18 protein-coding genes and 1 pseudogene are annotated in these 20,325 nt (G+C 62.9%); 9 read left to right on the top strand and 10 right to left on the bottom strand.

From position 1 onward, the window contains the following. Window positions 1-47 precede the first annotated feature (47 nt). Window positions 48-296, top strand: a complete 249-nt coding sequence (locus AAFN89_RS05560; RefSeq protein ID WP_347536748.1) for a YMGG-like glycine zipper-containing protein — start codon at window positions 48-50, stop codon at window positions 294-296. 92 nt (window positions 297-388) lie between these two features. On the opposite strand, the gene AAFN89_RS05555 is transcribed toward AAFN89_RS05560, so the two are convergent. Further along, complete coding sequence (locus tag AAFN89_RS05555; protein ID WP_347536746.1) at window positions 389-961, bottom strand: DJ-1/PfpI family protein; 573 nt, start codon at window positions 959-961, stop codon at window positions 389-391. Between the two features lie 465 nt (window positions 962-1,426). Here AAFN89_RS05555 and AAFN89_RS05550 point away from each other — a divergent pair, with 465 nt between their 5' ends. Together AAFN89_RS05550 and AAFN89_RS05545 are read left to right on the top strand one after the other, a co-directional pair. Continuing rightward, window positions 1,427-1,963: a sigma-70 family RNA polymerase sigma factor gene (locus tag AAFN89_RS05550; protein ID WP_347537039.1), complete on the top strand. Its 537-nt coding sequence runs from the start codon at window positions 1,427-1,429 to the stop codon at window positions 1,961-1,963. Then, window positions 1,960-2,691, top strand: coding sequence for an anti-sigma factor (locus AAFN89_RS05545; protein WP_347536744.1), 732 nt, complete (start codon window positions 1,960-1,962; stop codon window positions 2,689-2,691). The genes AAFN89_RS05550 and AAFN89_RS05545 overlap by 4 nt, the downstream gene beginning before the upstream one ends. A 34-nt stretch (window positions 2,692-2,725) precedes the next feature. Here AAFN89_RS05545 and AAFN89_RS05540 read toward each other — a convergent pair whose 3' ends face one another. Further along, window positions 2,726-3,388: a trimeric intracellular cation channel family protein gene (locus AAFN89_RS05540; protein WP_347536742.1), complete on the bottom strand. Its 663-nt coding sequence runs from the start codon at window positions 3,386-3,388 to the stop codon at window positions 2,726-2,728. Between the two features lie 106 nt (window positions 3,389-3,494). On the opposite strand from AAFN89_RS05540, the gene AAFN89_RS05535 reads away from it, so the two are divergent. The 3 genes from AAFN89_RS05535 (at window position 3,495) to AAFN89_RS05525 (ending at window position 6,079) form a co-directional block, all read left to right on the top strand. After that, a complete protein-coding gene (locus AAFN89_RS05535; protein WP_347536740.1) occupies window positions 3,495-4,304 on the top strand; it encodes a DUF72 domain-containing protein in 810 nt (269 codons plus the stop codon). Next, window positions 4,301-4,939: a DNA oxidative demethylase AlkB gene (alkB, locus tag AAFN89_RS05530; protein ID WP_347536738.1), complete on the top strand. Its 639-nt coding sequence runs from the start codon at window positions 4,301-4,303 to the stop codon at window positions 4,937-4,939. The genes AAFN89_RS05535 and alkB overlap by 4 nt, the downstream gene beginning before the upstream one ends. A 168-nt stretch (window positions 4,940-5,107) precedes the next feature. Next, entirely contained in the window at window positions 5,108-6,079 is a 972-nt protein-coding gene (locus AAFN89_RS05525; protein ID WP_347537037.1) for an amino acid ABC transporter substrate-binding protein, read from the top strand. 47 nt (window positions 6,080-6,126) lie between these two features. On the opposite strand, the gene AAFN89_RS05520 is transcribed toward AAFN89_RS05525, so the two are convergent. Continuing rightward, window positions 6,127-7,413, bottom strand: a complete 1,287-nt coding sequence (locus tag AAFN89_RS05520; RefSeq protein WP_347536735.1) for an FAD-binding oxidoreductase — start codon at window positions 7,411-7,413, stop codon at window positions 6,127-6,129. A 1,587-nt stretch (window positions 7,414-9,000) separates the two neighbouring features. Between AAFN89_RS05520 and AAFN89_RS05515 the strand changes: the two genes are divergently transcribed. The 3 genes from AAFN89_RS05515 to AAFN89_RS05505 all read left to right on the top strand — a co-directional run bounded on the left by AAFN89_RS05515 (window position 9,001) and on the right by AAFN89_RS05505 (window position 12,846). Beyond that, complete coding sequence (locus AAFN89_RS05515; protein ID WP_347536733.1) at window positions 9,001-10,083, top strand: IS630 family transposase; 1,083 nt, start codon at window positions 9,001-9,003, stop codon at window positions 10,081-10,083. A gap of 412 nt (window positions 10,084-10,495) precedes the next feature. Continuing rightward, on the top strand, window positions 10,496-11,686 hold the full coding sequence (locus tag AAFN89_RS05510) for a glycosyltransferase family 4 protein (RefSeq protein ID WP_347536731.1): 1,191 nt from the start codon (window positions 10,496-10,498) through the stop codon (window positions 11,684-11,686). Between the two features lie 101 nt (window positions 11,687-11,787). Further along, entirely contained in the window at window positions 11,788-12,846 is a 1,059-nt protein-coding gene (locus AAFN89_RS05505; protein WP_347536729.1) for an IS630 family transposase, read from the top strand. A gap of 23 nt (window positions 12,847-12,869) precedes the next feature. Here AAFN89_RS05505 and AAFN89_RS05500 read toward each other — a convergent pair. From AAFN89_RS05500 to asnB, 7 genes and pseudogenes are all read right to left on the bottom strand, one after another. After that, window positions 12,870-13,040: pseudogene (locus AAFN89_RS05500) on the bottom strand (IS5/IS1182 family transposase); the annotation flags it as partial. A 92-nt stretch (window positions 13,041-13,132) separates the two neighbouring features. Next, window positions 13,133-14,002: a methyltransferase domain-containing protein gene (locus AAFN89_RS05495; RefSeq protein ID WP_347536727.1), complete on the bottom strand. Its 870-nt coding sequence runs from the start codon at window positions 14,000-14,002 to the stop codon at window positions 13,133-13,135. Between the two features lie 19 nt (window positions 14,003-14,021). Then, window positions 14,022-15,176: a glycosyltransferase gene (locus AAFN89_RS05490; RefSeq protein ID WP_347536725.1), complete on the bottom strand. Its 1,155-nt coding sequence runs from the start codon at window positions 15,174-15,176 to the stop codon at window positions 14,022-14,024. 28 nt (window positions 15,177-15,204) lie between these two features. Next, the gene (locus AAFN89_RS05485; RefSeq protein ID WP_347536723.1) at window positions 15,205-16,191 is read right to left on the bottom strand and encodes a hypothetical protein; all 987 of its coding nucleotides are present in this window, start codon (window positions 16,189-16,191) and stop codon (window positions 15,205-15,207) included. Then, the gene (locus AAFN89_RS05480) at window positions 16,188-17,336 is read right to left on the bottom strand and encodes a glycosyltransferase (protein ID WP_347536721.1); all 1,149 of its coding nucleotides are present in this window, start codon (window positions 17,334-17,336) and stop codon (window positions 16,188-16,190) included. The genes AAFN89_RS05485 and AAFN89_RS05480 overlap by 4 nt, the downstream gene beginning before the upstream one ends. 85 nt (window positions 17,337-17,421) lie before the next feature. Then, window positions 17,422-18,228 (bottom strand): class I SAM-dependent methyltransferase, encoded by an 807-nt coding sequence (locus tag AAFN89_RS05475; RefSeq protein WP_347536719.1) that lies wholly within the window; start codon window positions 18,226-18,228, stop codon window positions 17,422-17,424. Between the two features lie 46 nt (window positions 18,229-18,274). Continuing rightward, on the bottom strand, window positions 18,275-20,260 hold the full coding sequence (gene asnB / locus AAFN89_RS05470) for an asparagine synthase (glutamine-hydrolyzing) (RefSeq protein WP_347536717.1): 1,986 nt from the start codon (window positions 20,258-20,260) through the stop codon (window positions 18,275-18,277). Window positions 20,261-20,325 lie beyond the last annotated feature (65 nt).

The following is a 20,325-nucleotide window of genomic DNA, read 5'->3' as shown; positions in this document are numbered from 1 at the left end:
TGCCTGTTTAGGATGCCATGGAAACACTTCCGAGAAGGACGGCAGCCATGCGGAACAAGACGGGCATTCTCCTGATCGCCGGGGCCGCGCTCGCACTCGGCGCATGCGGCACCTCCACGGGCGACCGCACCGTCAGCGGCGCGGGCATCGGCGCCGGGACGGGCGCGGCTGTCGGCGCCATCTTCGGCGGTGTCGGCGCCATTCCCGGCGCCCTGATCGGCGCGGGGGTCGGCGGAGCGACGGGCGCCTTCACCAATGAGGAACGGGTCAATCTGGGCGAACCGGTCTGGCGCTGACGCCGGGTTCGGCGCAAAGAAAAAGGCGCGGCCCAGATGGGCTCGCGCCTTTTGTCCTTTTCCCGGACCCGAAGGCCCGGCGGCCGATCCGGTCAGGCGGCGGCCTGGATGTCCATCGCGTCGGTGAACAGCTTCAGGACGTCGTCCTTGAAGGCCCTCATATCGGCCGCGCTGGTCGCGGTGATCATCGAGCGATCGATGGTGACGGTCTCCTCCTCGCCGGCCAGCGTGGCGCCGGCCTGGGACAGAAGGTCCCGGATTTCCTCATTGGCGGCGACGGTGCGGCCCTGCGCCCGCTCCGCGGCGATCAGGAGCGCCGGCGCGTGGCCGACGGCGGCAACCGGCTTGTTGCCGTCAACGAAACCCTTCAGGAAGCGCTTGACGTGGGCGCTCTGGGCCAGCTTCTCGATGCCGCGCTGGCCGCCGGGGATCAGCAGGCCGTCGAAATCCGCGGCCAGCGCCTCGGAGATCGCAACGTCGACCGGGAAGTAATGGCCCCAGCTTCTGTCATGCCAGCCATTGACGAGGCCCTGTTCGGACGAGACCAGCTTGAGCGTCGCGCCCGCGCCAAGAAGCGCGCGCTGCGGTTCGGTCATCTCCGTCTCCTCGAAGCCGTTGGCCACCAGGATCGCGATCGTCCGTCCAGCGAGTGGTTGATCGGTCATTCCCCTCTCCTTTTCCTCTGTTAACAGGTTGACGGCGTCGCGAACCGGTCGCGCCGCCGATCCCAGCCATGCTCTTGTCCGGAGCGGGACGCGCTTCGGAACCCATTCAGGCGAATCGTCAAGACGATCGGGTCGGACGGTTATCCGCCGATCCGTTGGCCTGCGCGTCTCCATGAGGGAGATCAAGGTTCGGGGCCGCGACCGGGAGCCGCGACGCTCATGCCGAAGAGCGACGCAATAAGTTGCGTCTGGGTATGGCTTGAATACGCCGTAAGAGGTGGCCGCTGCACTGCGATATGTCAACGTCTAATCACCCGACTGCGACGCATAAGCGCCATGCCGGAAGGTTCTGGACCGCCGGAAATTCGGCGCGGCCAAGGCGGTTGCCGGCCTCGCCGGCCTTGTCCCGCCGCCGTCAACCGCTATGCTCATTCGCTGAACAGGGGCGGAGTTCCCGTGAGAGGCATGATCGCCTTGGAGCAATTGCTGCAATCCACCGCCGCCGGAGACCGGCAGGCGTTCGCTCAGCTCTATTCCCAGACGAGCGCGAAACTTTTCGGCATCGCTGTCCGTATGTTGAGACGGAGCGATTGGGCCGAAGAGGTCGTTCAGGATGCTTACGTCAAGGTATGGCAGCGCGCCGGCGACTACCGGCCCGACCGGGGTTCGCCGCTGGCGTGGATGGCGACGATCGTGCGCAATCGTGCGCTCGACGTGCTGCGCCGGAAGGGCGAGACGGCGGTCGACGATGTGGCGGGAAGCGAGCATTGGGCGGACGATGCGCCTGACCCGCTTCACCAGGCGGAGGCGAGCGCGGAGCTACGCGCCCTGCTCCATTGCCTGGGGGAGTTGCCGGAGCAGCAGCGCGACTGCATCGTAATGGCTTTCTATCAGGGTTATACGCATGAGGAACTTGCCCGCCGGCTGGACAGCCCCGTCGGCACGATCAAGAGTTGGGTCCGCCGAGGGCTGATCCGCATCAGAAGCTGCCTGGAACGATGACGACCGAGGAACCGCAGGATCGCGTGTCGCTGGCCGGGGAATATGTCCTCGGCACGCTGGACCGCTCGACGCGCCGCCGCTTCGAGGCCGACCTGACCTCGGACGCGGAGTTGCGCGCGCTGGTCGACGACTGGAACCGGCGGCTCATGCCGCTGGCGGAGATGTCGCCGGAGGTGGAGCCGCCGGCCCATCTCTGGGCCCGGATCGACCAGGCGACCGGCGGAAGCCGGCCCGCGCCGGCCGCGGCCCCGGCGGCGAGGGAAAGCGCGCTTGTCCGACTGTGGGACAGCCTCGCCGTCTGGCGGGGGGCCGCGCTTGCGATGACCGCTGCCGCGGCGGCGCTGCTGGTTTACGTGCTGGCAGCGCCGGTCGGGGAACCCCAGGGCCGTTACGTCGCCGTGCTGAACGATGCGGATAACCGGCCCATCTGGCTGGCGAGCGTCGATCTGGAAAGCGGGCAGGTGGCGATCCGGCCGATCGAGAACCGGGCGCAACCCGACCACAGCTTCGAACTCTGGCTGGTGTCGGCGGCCGGCGACCGGCCGCCCCTGTCGCTCGGCCTCCTGGACGCCGACCAGACCGTTCGGCACGCCCTGCCCGACCAGCTTCCGCCCGGCGCGGCGGCCGACGCGGTCTTCGCCGTCAGCCTGGAGCCGGAGGGCGGTTCCCCCACCGGCGCGCCAACCGGCCCGGTGGTCTTCAGCGGACCAATCCTGGAACAGCCCTGAACCGCCGTATCCCCCGGCTGGGGGATATCGTGAATCAGTCCGGCCGCCCGTCGCCATAGTCCCGGCCGGGCCGGCCGCGATAGGCCGGCAGGGAGAGGCCGAAGGCGAGCCCGACGGCGCGCAGGCCGAAGCCCGCCAGGAAGGCGAGGATGACGGTCAGGTCCCGCCCGACGCCGAGCGCGTCCAACAGGCAATAGGTCGCCGCGCCCAAAGCGGCGGCCGTGGCGTAGATCTCCCGCCGCAGGATCAGCGGCACCTCGGCGCACAGCACGTCGCGGACAAGGCCGCCGAAGGTGGCTGTGATCACCCCCATCAGCACGGCGACGCCGACCGGCGCACCCGAGGCCAGCGCCGTTTCGGCGCCGATGACGCAGAAGAGGCCGAGCCCAGCCGCATCCGCCCACAGGAGGACGCGATATCGCGATTCGACCACATGGGCGGTGAAGAAGACGATCAGCGCCGCGCCGCAGCCGATCGCCAGATAGAACGGGTTCGCGATCCAGAAGACCGGCGTACGGTCCAGCAGCACGTCACGGATCGTCCCGCCGCCGATCCCGGTCACGGTGGCGATCAGCGCGAAGCTCACCACGTCCATCTGCTTGCGTGAGGCGGTGAGCGCGCCCGACACCGCAAAGACGACGACTCCGATCAGGTCGAGCCAGAAGATGATGGAATCGAGGTCGGAGGCGACGGGCATGGCCCTTGTGAGGAAGCACGACTTCCCCAAGAGAGCAAGAGACGGAGTGTTTCGGCCCGCTGCCTGTTCTATCCTGCCTGCCGCCCGACACCAGGAGAATCCAGCGATGCCGAAAGAGAGCAAGCCCGCCATCCGCATCGGGATCGGCGGATGGACCTATGAGCCGTGGCGCGGAACCTTCTATCCCGAAGGGCTGGTGCAGAAGCGGGAGCTGGAATATGCCAGCCGCAAGCTGAACTCGATCGAGATCAACGGCACCTATTACGGATCGCAGAAGCCGGAAAGCTTCGCCAAATGGCATGACGAGACGCCCGACGGTTTCGTCTTCGCGCTGAAGGGCCCGCGCTTCGCCACCAATCGCCGCGTGCTGGCCGATTCCGGCGAATCGGTCGAGCGGTTCCTGACCAGCGGCATCGTGGAGCTGAGGGACAAGCTGGGGCCGATCAACTGGCAGTTCATGGCGACGAAGAAGTTCGATCCGGACGATTTCGCCGCGTTCCTGAAGCTGCTGCCGAAGAGCGTCGAGGGTCGCGCGCTGCGCCACGCGGTGGAGGTGCGGCATGACAGCTTCCGGCATCCGGACTTCGTCGCGCTGGCGCGGGAGCATGAGGTGGCGGTGATCTGCGCCGGCGACAGCGACCATCCGGTGATCCCCGACATCACCGCGCCCTTCGTCTACGCACGGATCATGGGCACGTCCGAAGGCGAGAAGGAGGGCTATACCGCCAAGGCGCTGGACGCATGGACGAAGCGGGCGCGGAGTTGGGCTTCCGGCGCCGCGCCCCACGATCTGGAGACGGTCGCGCCGAAAGATTCAGCGCCCAAGGGCGCGCGCGACGTCTTCCTCTACGTCATCAGCGGCTTCAAGGAGCGCAATCCGGCGGCCGCCGTGGCGCTGATCGACCGTATCGGATGACGGAAGACCTGTTCGCCTCGCCGGACCGCGAAAACCTCGCGCCGGGGGCGGTGCTGCTACGGGGCCGCGCCCTGCCGCTGGAAGGGCCGCTTCTGGAAGCGCTGGACGAGGTGACGGCCCAGGCGCCCTTCCGGCGGATGGTCACGCCCGGCGGGTACGAGATGTCGGTCGCCATGACCAATTGCGGGGAGGCCGGCTGGGTGACCGATCGGAAGGGCTACCGCTATGACCCGATCGATCCTGAAACAGGCAGACCCTGGCCGGCCATGCCGGCGGCCTTCCGGCGGCTGGCGGCGGAAGCGGCGGTCGACGCCGGCTACCCGTCCTTCGCGCCCGACGCCTGCCTGGTGAATTGCTACGAGCCCGGCGCGCGCCTGTCGCTGCATCAGGACAGGGACGAGCGCGATTTCGACCAGCCGATCGTCTCCGTCTCGCTGGGGCTTCCCGCGACCTTCCAGTTCGGCGGGCCGAAACGGTCCGACAAGCCGCGCCGGATCCCCCTCCAGCATGGCGACGTGGCCGTCTGGGGCGGCTCCTCGCGCCTCCACTATCACGGCGTTCTCGCGCTGAAGGACGGCGACCATCCGGCGCTGGGACGCAGGCGGATCAACCTGACATTCCGGAAAGCCTTGTGATCGAGCAAGATCAGCCTCTGACGGACCGGAAAATGTTCACTGAACTTGCAAACCCCCTGCCGGAATGCGAAGCCGTTCCGGTAACGATATCGAACAAAGGAAAAACCCGTGACCTATAGAGCGATCCTGACCGCAGGCGCGGTCATCGCCACCGCCGCCGGCGCGACCATGCCGGCCTTCGCCGGCGAGACGCTGGATGCGATCCGCGAACGTGGATATCTCCAATGCGGCGTCAGCTCCGGCGTCGCCGGCTTCTCCAACCCCGACAGCCAGGGCATCTGGTCGGGGCTGGACGTGGATGTCTGCCGCGCCGTCGCCACCGCCATCCTCGGCGATCCGGAGGCGATTCGATTTTCGCCGCTGACGTCGCAACAGCGTTTCACCGCCCTGCAGTCGGGCGAAGTGGACATCCTGTCGCGCAACACGACCTGGACCATCTCCCGCGATACTGCGCTGGGGCTGAACTTCGCGCCGGTCACCTTCTATGACGGCCAGGGCTTCCTGGTTCCCAAGGCGCTGGGCGTCACCAGCGCGCTCGATCTCGACGGCGCCGCCGTCTGCGTGCAGATGGGCACCACGACCGAACTGAACCTGGCCGACTTCTTCCGCGCCAACGAGATGACGTTCGAGCCGGTCGTCATCGAAGCCGTCGACGAAGCCCACGCTGCGTTCTTCGCCGGCCGCTGCGATGTCTACACCACCGATGGTTCGGCGCTTGCCTCCATGCGGTCGACCGTCGCGCCGAACCCGGACGACTATGTCATCCTGCCGGAAGTGATCTCCAAGGAGCCGCTGGCCCCGGCCGTGCGCCATGGCGACGATGAGTTCTTCGACATCGTCAAGTGGACGGTCAACGGCCTGATCGAGGCCGAGGAGAAAGGCATCACGTCTGAGAATGTCGAGGAGATCGCGGCGACGACGACCAACCCCGATGTCCAGCGGATGCTGGGCGTGACCGCCGGCAATGGCGAATCGCTGGGCGTTTCCGAGGACTGGCTGGTCCAGGTGCTTCTCGCCGTGGGCAATTACGGCGAGATCTTCGAGCGCAATGTCGGCGTCGACACGCCGCTCGGCCTGGAGCGGGGAATGAACGCGCTGTGGACCGATGGCGGCCTGATGTACGCGCCGCCGCTCCGGTAGGGAGTTGAAGGACAGGCCGCTCCCCGGGAAAGTCGGGGAGCGGCCCGTCAGGCGGCCTGCCGCTCCTTCAGGAAATCCATCATCTGGTACGTCCAGTAGGTAAGCTGGACGGCGGCGACGCCGGCCGGTCCGCCGTTCCAGACAAGGCCGAAGGGGGCGAACCGCCGGTAGCGGTCGTCCTTTCCGGCAATCGCCTCCGCGACGACCCGCCCGCCGATGGCGGTCGTGTTCATCCCGTGTCCCCCGAAGCCCATGCAATACCAGACCCCTGGCTGGAGCTTCCCGATCTGGGGCATCAGGTGGCGGGCATAGGACATGAGACCCGACCACGCCGTCTCCACCCCGATCCCCTTCAACTGAGGATAGGTGGACACCATGGTCCGGGTCAGCAGTTCGGCAAGGCGTCGGGGCTCCGCCGTCCGAGTGGTGATCTTGCCGCCCCAGAGGATTCGCTCCCCGTCATCGACCAGCCGGTAATAGTCGCCCGCGCGCCTTCCATCGCCGATCGCGGCATTGGTGCGGATCGCCTCGGCGATGCGGTCCTTGGCCGGTTCCGTCAGCAGCACATAGGTCGCGATCGGGATATGGCTGCGCGCCAGCTTCGGCAGGAGGCGTCCGGTGTAGCCCCCGCAGGCGATAACGACATCCTTAGCGGCGACGCTGCCCCCGGCCGTTCGAATGATCTTCGTCGGGCCATCGAGTTCCATCGCCGTCACGCCCGAATCCTCGAAAATCCGGCCGCCCAGCCGCACGATCTCTCTCGCCAGCGCGCGGGCGTAGTTGAGCGGATGGAAGTGGAACGCCGCTGAATCATAGAGCGCCTGATGATATTTCGGGGAGCGCAGCACCTCCCTGACCTCCTCGCGCGTCCTGAATTCCAGCCTGTATCCGAAATCCCGCTCCATCATCTCCTGCCGCGCCTTCAGGCCGGCGGTATTCTCGTAGCGGCTGGTCTTCAGGCTGCCATAGACCGGCTTGGCTTCGGCGATGCCGAGAGAAGCGATGTTCTCCGCGACGATGCCCACACCTTCGATCGACAGGCGCATCAGCGCCGCGGAATCGTCCGGTCCAACGGCCCGCCTTATGTGGTCGAGCGACGCCGAATAGCCCGGCGACACGAAGCCGCCATTGCGCCCGGACGCCCCCCACGCCACCCGCTGCGCTTCCAGCACGATCACCTGCCGGCCGCTTCGGGCGAGATCAAGCGCGGCTGTGAGGCCGGCAAGCCCCCCACCCACGATGCAGACATCGGCGGCCTGGTCGCTGTCCAGCGCCGGATAGGGATCGTCGTTCTTCAGGGTGCGCTTGTAATAGGTGTCGATATAGGCGGACATGGGTTCCCGTGGCCGGTGCAGTGGAGGAAGGCCGCGACAACCGCCGCCCTGCCCCCGTGACTGCCACGGAAACGCGACCAAGCCAAGCGGCCGACCCCATCGGGATCGCTGGTAATTTGCCGTAGGAAGCCACTCCATGCTTGCGGATTGCGCCCTCAATGGTCGCGGAAGGCGTTTGAGCACACTTTACGAGTGTGTACAGCTATCGTATTAGCTACGGTCAGTCTAGCGCAGGGGAGATGGAGCTAATGAGTACTCGAGAAGATCTTAAGGATTGGGTTCTCTCTGCCGTTAATGCCGCAGGTGGTCAAGCTACGGTTGTTGACGTGGCCCGCCACATCTGGACCAACTATGAATCCGAACTCAGACGCTCCGGCAACCTCTTCTATACGTGGCATTACGATATGCGCTGGGCCGCAACGAAACTGCGCCATGAAGGGCGCTTAGCTGCGGCCGACAGAAGCGGAATCTGGCGATTGGGCTGAAGTTGCGCCAAGTCGGATGTCGCTCCCATCGCGTCACGAGGCGCAGAATCCGAGATTCTGGGTGAGAGTGGGTGCTGGAGCGGGCGAAGGGAATCGAACCCTCGTCGTAAGCTTGGGAAGCTCTTTAGAACTCACAACGACATCACTAAACATTTGAAATAACTGCATTTCTCATGCACGTCAATGCTTGAGAATGCACCAGAATTTTTTCTCTTTGTCCCAAATTGTCCCAACGGGAGGCGTGGCCCGATCCCCTCGGCAGCGGTTCCCTGTCGCTCCCTCGATCGAAGCTTCGGGCTTCGGCGCCAGCCGCTTTCGGACAAGATCTGGGACAAGGTGGGTCCGCTCGACCGGCGCGATTTTTTGACTACGCCTCACTGGAGCCTCTTGGCGTCATCGGCATCATCACTGCCTGGAACTCGCCGATGGTTGGCGCTCGCCAATATGCTACCGATGGCTTTGGCGGCAGGTAACTCCGTAGTCGTGAAGCCATCTGATCATGCGTCCGCGGCCACGCTCGAGTTCTGCTCGCTTATGGACAAGGCGGGGTTCCTCGCTGGCGTCGTCAACCGGGGACGCACGGACCGGGCGGGCGCTGGTTTCCTATGGAGGGCTCGACAAGGCCAGTCTCACGGCAGCGATGGCGCGGGCCGCGAGATCGCGGCTGCCACCGGGGCGCAACCTTATCCGGTCACTCTGAAGCTCGGCGCGAATCGTCGAACATCATCTTCGGTCGCAGGAGATCAGGCGCGTGCACCGCGTCTCCCGCGCATGCATACCGGTGTGATGTGAGTCGACACCTACCGTGCAGTCGCCGTTCAACCATCGTTCGGCGGCGTCAAGGACAGCGGGTTTGGACGGGAGCGAGGCGTTCGGAAGGGTGCCTGAGAGCGGGATGGTTCTGCTCCATGTCGGACGTTCCGATGGTCGCCTTCTCCTCGAATAGTCGCCATGCTTCTCCTCAGTGCGCCAGAATGCGCTGCGTCTGATCCACAAGATTGCTGAAGGCAGCTGGTTACTACCTTTTCCTCTAGTGGATTGATCGGATCAAAAGAGTCCGTTTCGGGATTCCCGTTGGTGCGCTGATGTGCGAGTCCGAGGGATGCGCAGTGGCATCTCCTTCACCGTATCCGCCGGCGACCGTCAGCGATTGCGCGGCCTCGTCGCGGACCCCAAGAGCCGACAGAAGCATGTCTGGCGGGCCCGTATCGTCCTGCTGAGCGGCGAGGGTCTGGGCACCTCGGCGATCATGACCGAGACGGGCAAGTCCAAGACCTGCGTCTGGCGCTGGCAGGAGCGGTTTATGCACGAGGGCGTCGACGGCCTGCTTCGCGACCGGTCCCGTCCGCCCGGCAAGATGCCGGTCTCGCCGGCGCGCGTCGCCGAGATCGTCCGCCTGACGCAGGAAGGGCCGCCGCACGAGGCGACCCACTGGACGTTGCGCGCGATGGCGAAGGTCGCCGGCATCGCGGCGTCGACGGTGCAGGCGATCTGGAAGGCCCACGGCTTCAGTCCGCACCGCTGGCGGCGCTTCAAGCTCTCCAATGACCCGGCCTTCGCCGAGAAACTCCACGATATCGTCGGCCTCTACGTATCGCCGCCCGCGCATGCCGTAGTGCTGAGCGTCGACGAGAAGTCGCAGATCCAGGCGCTCGACCGTACCCAGCCCGGCCTGCCCATGAAGAAGGGCCGCGCCGGCGCCATGACCCATGACTACAAACGGCACGGCACGACGACGCTCTTCGCCGCGCTCAACGTGCTGGACGGCACGGTCATCGCGCAGAACATGCAGCGCCACCGCCACCAGGAGTTCATCCGCTTCCTCAACCGCATCGAGCGCGAGGTTCCGGCGGACAAGGCGATCCATGTCATCCTCGACAATTACGCCGCCCATAAGAAGGACAAGGTCCGAGCCTGGCTCGATCGTCATCCGCGCTGGACCTTCCACTTCACACCGACCTCCGCCTCCTGGCTCAATGCCGTCGAGGGCTTCTTCGCCAAGCTCGCCCGGCGCAGGCTCAAGCACGGCGTCTTCCATTCCGTCGTCGATCTCCAGGCCGCCATCAACCGCTTCATCCGGGAATACAATGTCGACGACCCGACGCCCTTCGTCTGGAAAGCCGATCCCAACGACATCATCGCCGCCCGTAACAGAGGGTTCCAAACGTTGGAATCAATCCACTAGGCCAGGATTTCAGCGACAGGGGTTTGAACCAGTGATCCCTACGATGTCAACGCAGTATCGCGGAGGAAAACTCAAGCAAAACTGCACTTCTCCGAAGCTTAGAGCGCCCAAAAAGCGTCGAAAATAGTATGTTTTTACTGTCGTTGCACTTCATTGCACCTCATTGCACTTCACACTTACCACGACTTAGCCGGGTGTTTGAGCAACTTGAGGTTGCCAAACAGAGAGTGTATTCGTTCCGACCTTCAGCGTCACAAAAGGACCACTTCCAACAGTCTTTTCTACCAACGGCCCGTATGATCGCTGCATCTCCGGCCAACGTCTTGGCGGATGGTTCTGGCGTAGGGAATGGGGTATGACGGGTCGTCCATCTTTGACATCCGCCAAACCTTCGACTGAACCAATCCCCCCGATGACTCCGAACGAGATCGATGCACCGACCCGGCGGCCGAAGGTAGTCTATCTGGTGACGGAGGACTGGTATTTCTGGTCTCACCGCCTGCCGATGGCGGAGGCAGCGCGGGACGCAGGTTTCGATGTGGCAGTTGCGTGCAGGGTGAATCGACATGGCGACAAAATTCGTTCGCACGGAATCGATGTCCACGCTCTCGACTGGACGCGCCGCGCGCTTGGTCCGTTCGAACTCCTGAAGTCGATCCGTATGGTGGCGGCGTTGTACCGACGTGAGAAGCCGGATATCGTTCATCACGTTGCCGTAAAGCCTGTCGTTATCGGTGCCGCCGCCGCGCGTCTCGCTCATGTTCCTGCGATCTTGAGCGGCATAAACGGGTTTGGCTATTCATTCTCAAGCAGATCATTGAAGGCGAAAGTAACGCTCGCTATCCTCGGGCATGTGCTGGAACGCCTTGCGGGAAGACCGCGAGATCGGGTTCTTCTCCAGAACCCCGATGACCGGGATTTCCTAGTAAGTGAACTCTCCGTCCCGAAGCACAAGTCGTGCGTCATCCTGGGTTCAGGTATCGACACCGAACATTTTAATTCGAGTCCCGAACCGGAAGAAGGTCCGTTCACGATAGCCGTGGTCAGTCGCATGCTGGCGATAAAGGGGATCGATGTCGCCGTCGAGGCGCATCGGCTCTTGCGCAGGCGTGGGTGCAACGTTGTGATGCTGCTGGCCGGTGGCCCAGACCCACACAATCCGGCGTCATTCACGGATAGCCAATTGAACGCCTGGGCGTCCGAACCTGGAATTGAATGGTTGGGACATGTTGATGATGTTCGAACTGTCTGGGGGCGTGCACATGTCGCCGTACAACCGTCCCTTGGCGGGGAGGGGCTACCGAAGAGCCTCCTGGAAGCGGCGGCCTGCGGTCGACCGATCATCGCCACGGATGTCCCCGGATGCCGGGAGATCGCCCGAGCCGACGAGAACGCTCTGCTGGTACCGCCGAACGCTCCGGGGACTTTAGCCGATGCGATTGAAGCTCTCTACCGAGACAGGCACCTGAGGGAGCGCTTTGCCCTTGCTTCTCGCCGGATTGTCGAGAAGGAATTGTCGTCCAAGCAGGTCGGCGATGAGGTGGTCGCTCTATATGCCGAGATGGTTGGCCTTGCCCCTGTCGTCCGTGAAGAATGCCGGTAACGCACTCTCATACCAGATCCCGTGAATGCAAACTCACGCGGGGGATTCCTTTGAGTGGCGGAATGTGATTCACCATGGCGGCGACAATGATGAGGTTCGCCATGGCCGCCTCGATCCCGCTGCGAGCGGATTTCGATGGTTCCCATCTTCGCCGTCTGGCCTGGTCGGCGACGGACCCGGGGCAGGTCCGGCGGCTGCTGGCGCTGGCGGCGATCCGTGCTGGCGAGCCGCGGTCGGCCGCAGCGGCGATCGGCGGCGTCGGGCTCCAGACGGTGCGGGACTGGGCGCTGAAGTTCAATGCCGACGGGCCGGCCAGTCTGGTCACCGGCAAGCCGCCAGGCAACCGGCCGATCCTCGATGAGGCCCAGCGCGCGGAACTGCGCCGGATCGTCGAGGCCGGACCGGACCCGGCGGTCCACGGCGTCGTCCGCTGGCGCATCGTCGACCTGACCCAATGGGTCTGGGACGAGTTCCGGCTCTCGGTCTCCAAGCAGACGATGAGCCGGGAGTTGCGCGCCATGGGTCTCCGCAGGCTGTCGGCGGCCGCGCCATCACGCCCAGGACCCCGAGGCGGCCATGGCGTTCAAAAAAACTTTCCCGCGACCCTGGCGAAGATCGCGGCGCGCGACGCTCCCGGCCAGCCCATAGAGGTCTGGTTCCAGGACGAAGCCAGGATCGGCCAGAAGAACAAGATCACCCGCCGCTGGGCGCGGCGCGGCGCAAGGCCGTCGGCGCCGCATGACCAGCGCACCCGCTCGGCCTACATCTTCGGCGCCATCTGCCCGGCCGAAGGAAAGGCCGCCGCCATGGTCCTGCCCCGCTGCACTACCGACGCCATGGCGCTGCATCTCCAAGAGATATCGCGCGCCGTCGCCCCCGGAGCCCACGCCGTCCTCCTGCTCGACCAGGCTGGTTGGCACACCACCGCGAAGCTGCCGGTCCCGGCCAACATCACCCTGCTGCCGCTGCCGGCGAAATCCCCGGAACTCAACCCCGTCGAGAATGTCTGGCAGTTTATGCGCGAGAACTGGCTATCCAACCGCGTCTTCACATCCTACCGAGACATCCTCGACCATTGCTGCTTCGCCTGGAACCGGCTCGTCGAACAGCCATGGCGCATCACCTCAATCGGACTGCGCGACTGGGCCCATCGGTCATGATCAGTGAGTCTTGGTATGAGGCCGCGCTTCTGGCCGGCGGCGTAGACCCTGAAGCCCTTCTCCTTGGGCGCGTTGTGGCCACGATAGCCGGCGTCGGTGACGATCTGGGCGAACTCGCCGCCGACGCTCGCCTCGATCGCGGGAATGACCATCGCCAGCGTGTGCTCGTCATAGGGATTGCCCGGCAGCGCCTTGGTCGTACTTCACGGACGATAAGCTCCAATCAAATGAGTTCGCCAGAACGATTTGCTCAAGCGATACTACTGATCGGCTCAGGCAACCCCAATCATCGTGATGCCCGCCTCAGCAATACATCAAAGCCTGACACGCAAAGTGTTTCCTCAGAAATCTCACGAAACACAGTTGCCAATTGATGACGGTTGATGGGCAGGGTTTTCCATCGTCGCATCTCACCTACCTCCACCTCGAATCCCGCCTGCCGGAACAGCCCGGCCATCGCCTCGAAGTTTATGCGGTTGGTGTAGAAGCCGGAGCGTGAGAAGAAATCGGATTCCCAGAGCTGCTCGCTGAACCTTAGATTGTTCAGGCTGCCACCCAGATGGTCACGAAGATCGATCTGGTGCGAGCACACACCATCATCCTTCAAGATTCGGAAGAGCTCACGTTGAATATCGACGAACTCCCGCTTGCGAACGTGCTCCAGCACCGCTTGCGAGTAGACGAGATCAACGGACGATTCCGGCAGTTCGCGCAGGCTCGTCAACCCCTCGGTCAGGTAGCTCGCCTCGCAGGCCTCGATCAGTTCGCGAAGCGTTGTCATGCCCTCGATCGTTGGCGGATTCAGACCGGCCTCCCGGAGCTGGTGTACCAGCGGGCCATAGGTTTCTGGTTGCGCCTTCGCGAATGGCCCCACATCGACCAGAATGGCACGGGCGCCACGCGCCCGCGCGATAATCGCGGCGGCAACGCTGTCGCCCGGCCCAAGTTCAAGGATGGTCTTTCTGGCCAGCCTGTCTGAAAGCCCCGCCTGGGCCACATGCTCATCGAACACCCGCAGCGCATAGCCGGGCTCGTCCATATCCCCGTGCCGGAAGAGGCCTAGGCGCTGCCACAGCCCGTAACTCGCCGGCAGCCGGCTCAAGACCAGCTTGGCGCCGATCTTTCCCCACCAGGGTATTCTGCGTTTGAAACCCATTCGTTCCCTCTAACTGAGATCAGATTGATTGGCCAAGACGGCCCGTCTGGCCCGCTGCTTCCTGCCATACCGCATGGTAGGCTTCGATCATGCGTTCGATGCTGAATTTCTCAAGAATATGCGACTGGCAAGCTTGGCGCCGATCCTCCCATGCCGCGGGATCGAGCCGCGCCCCCAGGGCGACGGCGAGAGCCCCGGCCAGCGCCTGGCCGTCCCGAGGCGGCACCACCCATCCCGTTTTTCCCACGATCAGCGACGCATCGCCGACATCCGTTGTAACGCACGGGATGCCGCACGCCATCGCCTCGGCCAGTACGTTGGGGAAAGCCTCGCTGCTGCTTGAAAGCACATGGACATCCAGCGCGCTCATGATCGCGGGGATGTCGCTTTGCTGGCCGAGCAAAAGCACCCGATCGCGCACGCCTGCAGCCTCCAGCCGGCCGCACAGTTCAGCATTTTCGGCATCCACTCCGTACCCCGCCAAAATGCATAGGAACTGCTGGCCGTTCAACGAAAGCCGCCCCAAGGCGGCAATCAGGTTGCCGTGATCCTTCTGCGGATCGAAGCGCGCCACCATGCCGATGACAGGAACATCCGAATCGGAACTCCAGCCCATCCTAAGCCGCAACCGTGCCGATAGATCGGGGGCGAAACGAGTAAGGTCATAGCCATTTGGGATGATGCGGAACTTATCGCCGGCATAACCTAAGGCCCGGTGAACCTCGGCCGCCTGGTGCGAGCAGCAGACGATTGTTCGCGGCACGACGCCCGAAAGCCACGCACATGTTTTCGCGACCAGTATCGTCGACCGGCGGGACTTTCCCAGAACTAGATTGCTGTGGCGAATTCCCCAGCAGACCTCCCGAATGCCCGCAAGCCGCGCTGCGAGTCCGCCGATCAGGTCGGCGTGGTACATCCAGGTTTGCACCACCTGCGGTCTCTGTTGCCGTAACAGCATCACGAGCCGCAACAGAGCTCTCAGGGTCACTCCGCCGCGCGGCATGCCGAGGCAATACACGTCAACGCCAGCGGCCCGCAGCAGAGGGCCGTATTTGCCCTCATCCATCAGGGAAACCACGGCGTGGCGATGCACATCGTCGTAGGTGCAAAGACGGTGAAGAACAGCCTCTGCACCGCCATCGCTTAGGCCAGTGATGACATGCAGAATTTTCAATCGCAATCTCTTCTGAGCCCACAACTAGCTAAAAGCCCCAAACCGGCTGCGCGAATCGCGGAACCCACTGGATTACGCCGAACCCGGCGATGCCCCCCAGAGCGGTCCATTTCCGCCACGATGTCAGATGCAGGCACGCCAGAAGCACCAGAATTAGGCCACTTTCAAATATTCTTGCCGCAACTTCCACAAGGAAATATGTAGACAGATAAAAGCAGATTATAGCAACTTCTAGCGTATGTTGGCGCAGAAAGCTTTTCCCTTGCATGATCATCAGAACTAGGATCGAGGCCCAGAATAGAAACCCAAGGCCGGATACGTCCGCTGCCGTGAAGGAGTATACCTCCGCCTGCCGGGCTCCCAATATGGAAGCAATCACCCCTAGGCTCCATCCCAGTCCGAGGCCGAGGCTGGCGAACGCGGAAAGGCGGACATCCGGCCCTAAGCGGGACCAGCGGCTCAATGCCGAAATGGCCACTAGAAGCAGGATGAAGAAGAAGGAAGCGTGAATCAGGGGCGTCACCGCCAGCGCGGCGATCCACCAAGTCTTCCTGCGACTGAACCACCCCAGCAGGAATACGGCGATTGCAACTCCTTGACGCAAATGGACGATGTGATTCTTTACGATCTGCGGCAAGAGCAGAAACAGAAGCAGCCAAAAGGCATTGCGGGCATCGGCACGCAGCACTCTATAGGCAACGATAGTTGCGGACACGAAGATCAGGACGCGGAGCACATCCGCCGGCACCAGCACCGCGCCCAGTGCGGAATTGATTAATAGCCAGACCGGCTCATTCGTTATGAGCGGCAGCACGCCACGCTCAGCGTAGCGCAATAGAATTGCGAGCGACTCATCTGCGTAAACCAGATAGTTCTCGCGATCCTGGAAAAGAAGAATCGGCAGGGATGCGAGCGCCGTCCCGTAAATCAACGCGAACACTGCCGCGACGAGTCGCGAAGGCAACGTAGCTTTGATGCTCCAGGAGCACGACAAAACATGGTCAGCGGACGTCACGGCACCGTCACTCCAGACGATTCGCCGTACCCGCCTCGGCCGAACATCACATCCAGATAGCCATCCACCGCCTGATCCATCCCGAAATCCAGGGCACGCCGCGCGACGTCCGGCGGGGCGGAATCGTCGAGGGCCGCCGCCATGGCTCCAGCCATGGCAGACACATCACCCACCGGCACCAGCCTCCCCCAGCGGCCATTTTCCAGAATCTCCGCCGGGCCGCTTGGGCAATCTGTACTCACAACCGGTGCATCGCAAGCCATCGCCTGGATCAGAACCCCCGGTAGTCCCTCAAAAGCGGAAGAGAGCACAAACAGGGATGACCGACGCATCCAGGCAAAGGGGTTATCTACGAATCCCGGCATGGCGACGTCTTTCTGAGCACCGAGTTCGACAGCGAGAGTCATAAGATCATCGCGCATTATCCCATCGCCGAGGATCATTAGCCGCGCAGGACGCACCGAACGCAAACGAGCAAAGGCATGGATCAGGGTTGCGAAATCCTTTTGCGGCGCCAGACGTCCCGCAGCAAGGATAAGCGGCGGCGCATCGGGAGCAAGCCAGGGATGTGTCAGTGGTTCGTTGCTCTGCCTCAACAGAGTTTCGGTAACGATCGGGTTATGGACGACGGAAATACGTTCGCGAGGGAGATTGATAGCGATAGCCAGATCATCGGCCACTCCAGCGGACACAGCCACGATCCTATCGGCTCTTGGATATGCGGCGCGCATGAATCTAGGCACGAGCCATTGGCGGAAGCCGGGGGAAAATTGTTGGGTAACCGACAAATTGGCACGTTCGGATATCACCAACCGGGTCGGAATCTCCGCCAATCCCCGCGCCCACACAGCCACCACGTTGGCGTGGCTGAGAGCCGAAAACAGAACTCGAGGTTGCTCATGCCTCAAATATCGGACCAATCCCGGCAAGCTAAAAAATACTCCCCGGGATTGGAGGTCCACCACCCGCACGGAATGGTGATCTACGTCTTCCAGATAAGGGCCTTCTGCATTGGCCAATACTAAGTCCACAGACAGGCCGCGTGCGGCGAAGCCATTGGCCAATGTCGCCATCGCCCGTTCGGCGCCGCCGCCGCGCAGGGACGGAAGGTAGATCGCAATGCGATTACTGTTCGAAAGATCCATAACTGCTTAATCCAGATCGATTTTCCATTCCACGGACCATTCGCGCAGTAAACTCCACAGACGATTAAGCACTGCTTGCCCTTATCTACTCTCGGAGGTAAAAGACAAATTCATTGCACCCCATCCGCCCGCCACACGTCTTCAGGTCTTGCAGAGCAAAACCTCTATCGCGGAAAAACCGAAACACCTCCTCTGGCTTAGCTACTTCGAAAGGAAATCCCCCAAGCCAGTCAAGCATGTCATGCCATAGTGACATGCCCCTTTGAAGAGAGAGTCGGTCAGTGAAGGCGCGAGCAATCCATCGGCCGCCGATCAAATATGGCGTATGAATAACTAAAAATAGAATCGCAAGAATTGCTGATCTATTATAGTATTTTTTAACGAACATCCAATATTTGCTGATAATTCTCTGATCGTTGTAAATAGCCAAAAACAGCTTTCCCTTCGGCCCGACGGCAGGCGCAACAAGCGAGAATGACGCATACATTTGTCCGGTGTGGTGAAGAACGCCCCAAGAATACACGATGTCGAACAAGCCCAGCGAAGAGATATAGCCCTCATCGAGCACCGATCCCTGCTCCACGACCCACTGCGGATCGTCGGGAAAGTATCGGCGCTTAAGTTCGCCGGTGCAGGAAACCGACTGCGGGTCATAGTCGAAAGAATGTACAGTCGCCCCGAGCCGTCGCGCCGCAAGACTAAACAGCCCGCTGCCGGACCCGATGTCGAGAAAGGTCTTTCCCTTCAGGTCCTCAACCTGCAGCATCCCACACAATGACTGTTCCGCCTGGCGCACCCGTTCATCGTTCAGCACAGTAAGAAAGCGTGACCAGTTTTCGCCGAAAGCGAAGCGTTGCCCCGCTCTGACGTCTTCGGCATGTTGCGTATTCATCGGCAGCCATATCCGGATTGGAATGTCATGTTACCCGTCCGTGGCCTCACCCCGCTGACCTCGGCATGTCCATCGCTCTTGGGGAGGCTTCCTCTCCATGGTGATGGTCCCGCCAAGCCTGGAACATCAGCACATCCCACAAGTAATAATGCCATTGACGATCACCGCGCTGATGCTCCTGCCATTTTTGCCGGATCGGCGCCGGATCGAAAAAGCCTTCCTCACGTAGTCGACGTTCACTCAGCAACTCCTCGGCCCAGTCGCGCAGAGGCCCGCGTAACCAACTGTCGATCGGCACGCCAAAACCCATCTTCGGCCGCTCGATGAGTTCACGCGGGACGTAACGACGGAGCACCTGCCGGAGTAGCCATTTTCCTTGTCCGTCGCGGATATTAAATGTGGCGGGAAACCGCCAGGCCAGTTCAACCACCCGATGATCAAGCAACGGTACACGAGTCTCCAGACTTACAGCCATCGCCGCCCGGTCAACCTTGGTCAGGATATCGTCCGGCAGATAGTTGAGAGCGTCGGTGAGCATCATATGGGGCAGCAGCCCGTTGTCGGCCTGAAGTGCCGGTCGGTCGGGCTCCACAGAGCCAGGCACAAGAGCGGCCGGATTTTTCCAGTGGGAGATCATCTGCCGATAAAAGGTCGTGCCATCCCGCGCCGACAGCATTTCCGCCAACTTATGCAAACGATCGCCGGACGCATTACTCCGCAACAGCCCCGGCATCAGCGAAAGCAGGGCATCCCATTGCGCCGGGCGGAGGTGACGCATCATCGCCGCGCTGGCCCGGCGGAGCGGGTAAGGAACGCGCCCGAATTTCCCCCACAGCTTCTGGGTAAGAAAGTAGCGGCCATAGCCGCCGAACAGTTCATCTCCCCCATCGCCGGAGAGGGCCACCGTGACATGCTGTCGGGCCAGTTGCGCCACCAGGTAGGTCGGGATCTGCGACGAATCCGCAAAAGGCTCATCCCAGATAGCGGGCAATTGCGGGATAACCGCCAGCGCCTGTTCGGGCGTGACGTACAGCTCCGTGTGGTCGGTGCCCAGGTGCCGGGCCACAGCCTTGGCATGCTGGGCTTCATTGTAGCCCTGTTCATGAAAGCCGATGGAGAAGGTGCGCACCGGTCGGGAGGAACGCGCCTGCATCAGCGCTACCACGGTGGAGGAATCTACCCCTCCGGAGAGGAACGCTCCCAGCGGCACGTCGGCGAGCTGCTGCCCGCTAATGGCCTCGGCCAGTTGCGCCTCAAGAGCGCCCACCGCCTCCTCCGGACTGCCTTCGAACGGAGCGGCCAGCCCGGCGGCGGCGACCTCCTGCAGCGACCAGTAAGGGCGCGGCTCCGGCCAGTCTCCCGGTGCCGCCGCACCGGAAAAGGCCACCCAACTGCCGGGAGTCAGCTTGCGGATGTTCCGGTATATCGAATGCGGGGCGCCGATGGCGTTGTGGCGTAGCAGCAAGGTCAGCGCGTCGCGGTCGATCTCGCCAACAAAGGCCGGGTGCATCTTTAGCGCCGTAAGCTCGGACCCGAACAGCAGCACCGGTCCCTGCCACCCGTAGTACAGCGGCTTTTCGCCCAAACGGTCGCGGGCCAGCGTGAGCGTGCGTTCCGCCCGATCCCACAGCGCCAGGGCGAACATGCCCATAGTCGCCTGGAGCGCCTTTTCCACGCCCCAGGCCTTGAAAGCCGCCAGCAGGGTTTCCGTATCCGCATGGCCACGCCATTCAGGCGCGGCGCCCGCACGCTCCAGCGCCGCCCGCAGCGCCATGTGGTTATAGATCTCGCCGTTGAAGGCAATCACGAACCGGCCGCCGTCCGACACCATGGGCTGATGGCCCGCGGGCGACAGGTCCAGCACCGCCAGCCGCCGATGCGAAAGCCCGATGCCCGCCTCGACATCCAGCCACCGCCCGCCATCATCCGGTCCGCGATGTCGCAGACACGCGCCCATGTTGTCCAGCAGCGACGGCCACCGGGATGCGGGCACACGAATATCAGGATCAAGGAAGCCGGAGAAACCGCACATCAGACGACCGTGTTCAATTCAATTCCACTCTACTGACACGAATCTTTCGACACATCGACTGAACG

The sequence above is a fragment of the Inquilinus sp. CAU 1745 genome, from assembly GCF_039839375.1.
Lineage (GTDB): Bacteria > Pseudomonadota > Alphaproteobacteria > DSM-16000 > Inquilinaceae > JBDOQU01.
This window is presented reverse-complemented; position numbering and strand designations above follow the sequence as displayed.

Excerpts from the sequence above, each read along its gene's own strand:
- AAFN89_RS05480 (WP_347536721.1), bottom strand. The coding sequence starts at position 17,336 with ATGGATCTTTCGAACAGTAATCGCATTGCGATCTACCTTCCGTCCCTG.
- AAFN89_RS05510 (WP_347536731.1), top strand. The coding sequence starts at position 10,496 with ATGACTCCGAACGAGATCGATGCACCGACCCGGCGGCCGAAGGTAGTC.
- AAFN89_RS05520 (WP_347536735.1), bottom strand. The coding sequence starts at position 7,413 with ATGTCCGCCTATATCGACACCTATTACAAGCGCACCCTGAAGAACGAC.
- AAFN89_RS05555 (WP_347536746.1), bottom strand. The coding sequence starts at position 961 with ATGACCGATCAACCACTCGCTGGACGGACGATCGCGATCCTGGTGGCC.
- AAFN89_RS05525 (WP_347537037.1), top strand. The coding sequence starts at position 5,108 with ATGCCGGCCTTCGCCGGCGAGACGCTGGATGCGATCCGCGAACGTGGA.
- AAFN89_RS05540 (WP_347536742.1), bottom strand. The coding sequence starts at position 3,388 with ATGCCCGTCGCCTCCGACCTCGATTCCATCATCTTCTGGCTCGACCTG.
- AAFN89_RS05475 (WP_347536719.1), bottom strand. The coding sequence starts at position 18,228 with ATGAATACGCAACATGCCGAAGACGTCAGAGCGGGGCAACGCTTCGCT.
- AAFN89_RS05515 (WP_347536733.1), top strand. The coding sequence starts at position 9,001 with ATGCGCAGTGGCATCTCCTTCACCGTATCCGCCGGCGACCGTCAGCGA.
- AAFN89_RS05495 (WP_347536727.1), bottom strand. The coding sequence starts at position 14,002 with ATGGGTTTCAAACGCAGAATACCCTGGTGGGGAAAGATCGGCGCCAAG.
- asnB (WP_347536717.1), bottom strand. The coding sequence starts at position 20,260 with ATGTGCGGTTTCTCCGGCTTCCTTGATCCTGATATTCGTGTGCCCGCA.
- AAFN89_RS05550 (WP_347537039.1), top strand. The coding sequence starts at position 1,427 with ATGATCGCCTTGGAGCAATTGCTGCAATCCACCGCCGCCGGAGACCGG.
- AAFN89_RS05545 (WP_347536744.1), top strand. The coding sequence starts at position 1,960 with ATGACGACCGAGGAACCGCAGGATCGCGTGTCGCTGGCCGGGGAATAT.
- AAFN89_RS05505 (WP_347536729.1), top strand. The coding sequence starts at position 11,788 with ATGGCCGCCTCGATCCCGCTGCGAGCGGATTTCGATGGTTCCCATCTT.
- AAFN89_RS05560 (WP_347536748.1), top strand. The coding sequence starts at position 48 with ATGCGGAACAAGACGGGCATTCTCCTGATCGCCGGGGCCGCGCTCGCA.
- alkB (WP_347536738.1), top strand. The coding sequence starts at position 4,301 with ATGACGGAAGACCTGTTCGCCTCGCCGGACCGCGAAAACCTCGCGCCG.
- AAFN89_RS05535 (WP_347536740.1), top strand. The coding sequence starts at position 3,495 with ATGCCGAAAGAGAGCAAGCCCGCCATCCGCATCGGGATCGGCGGATGG.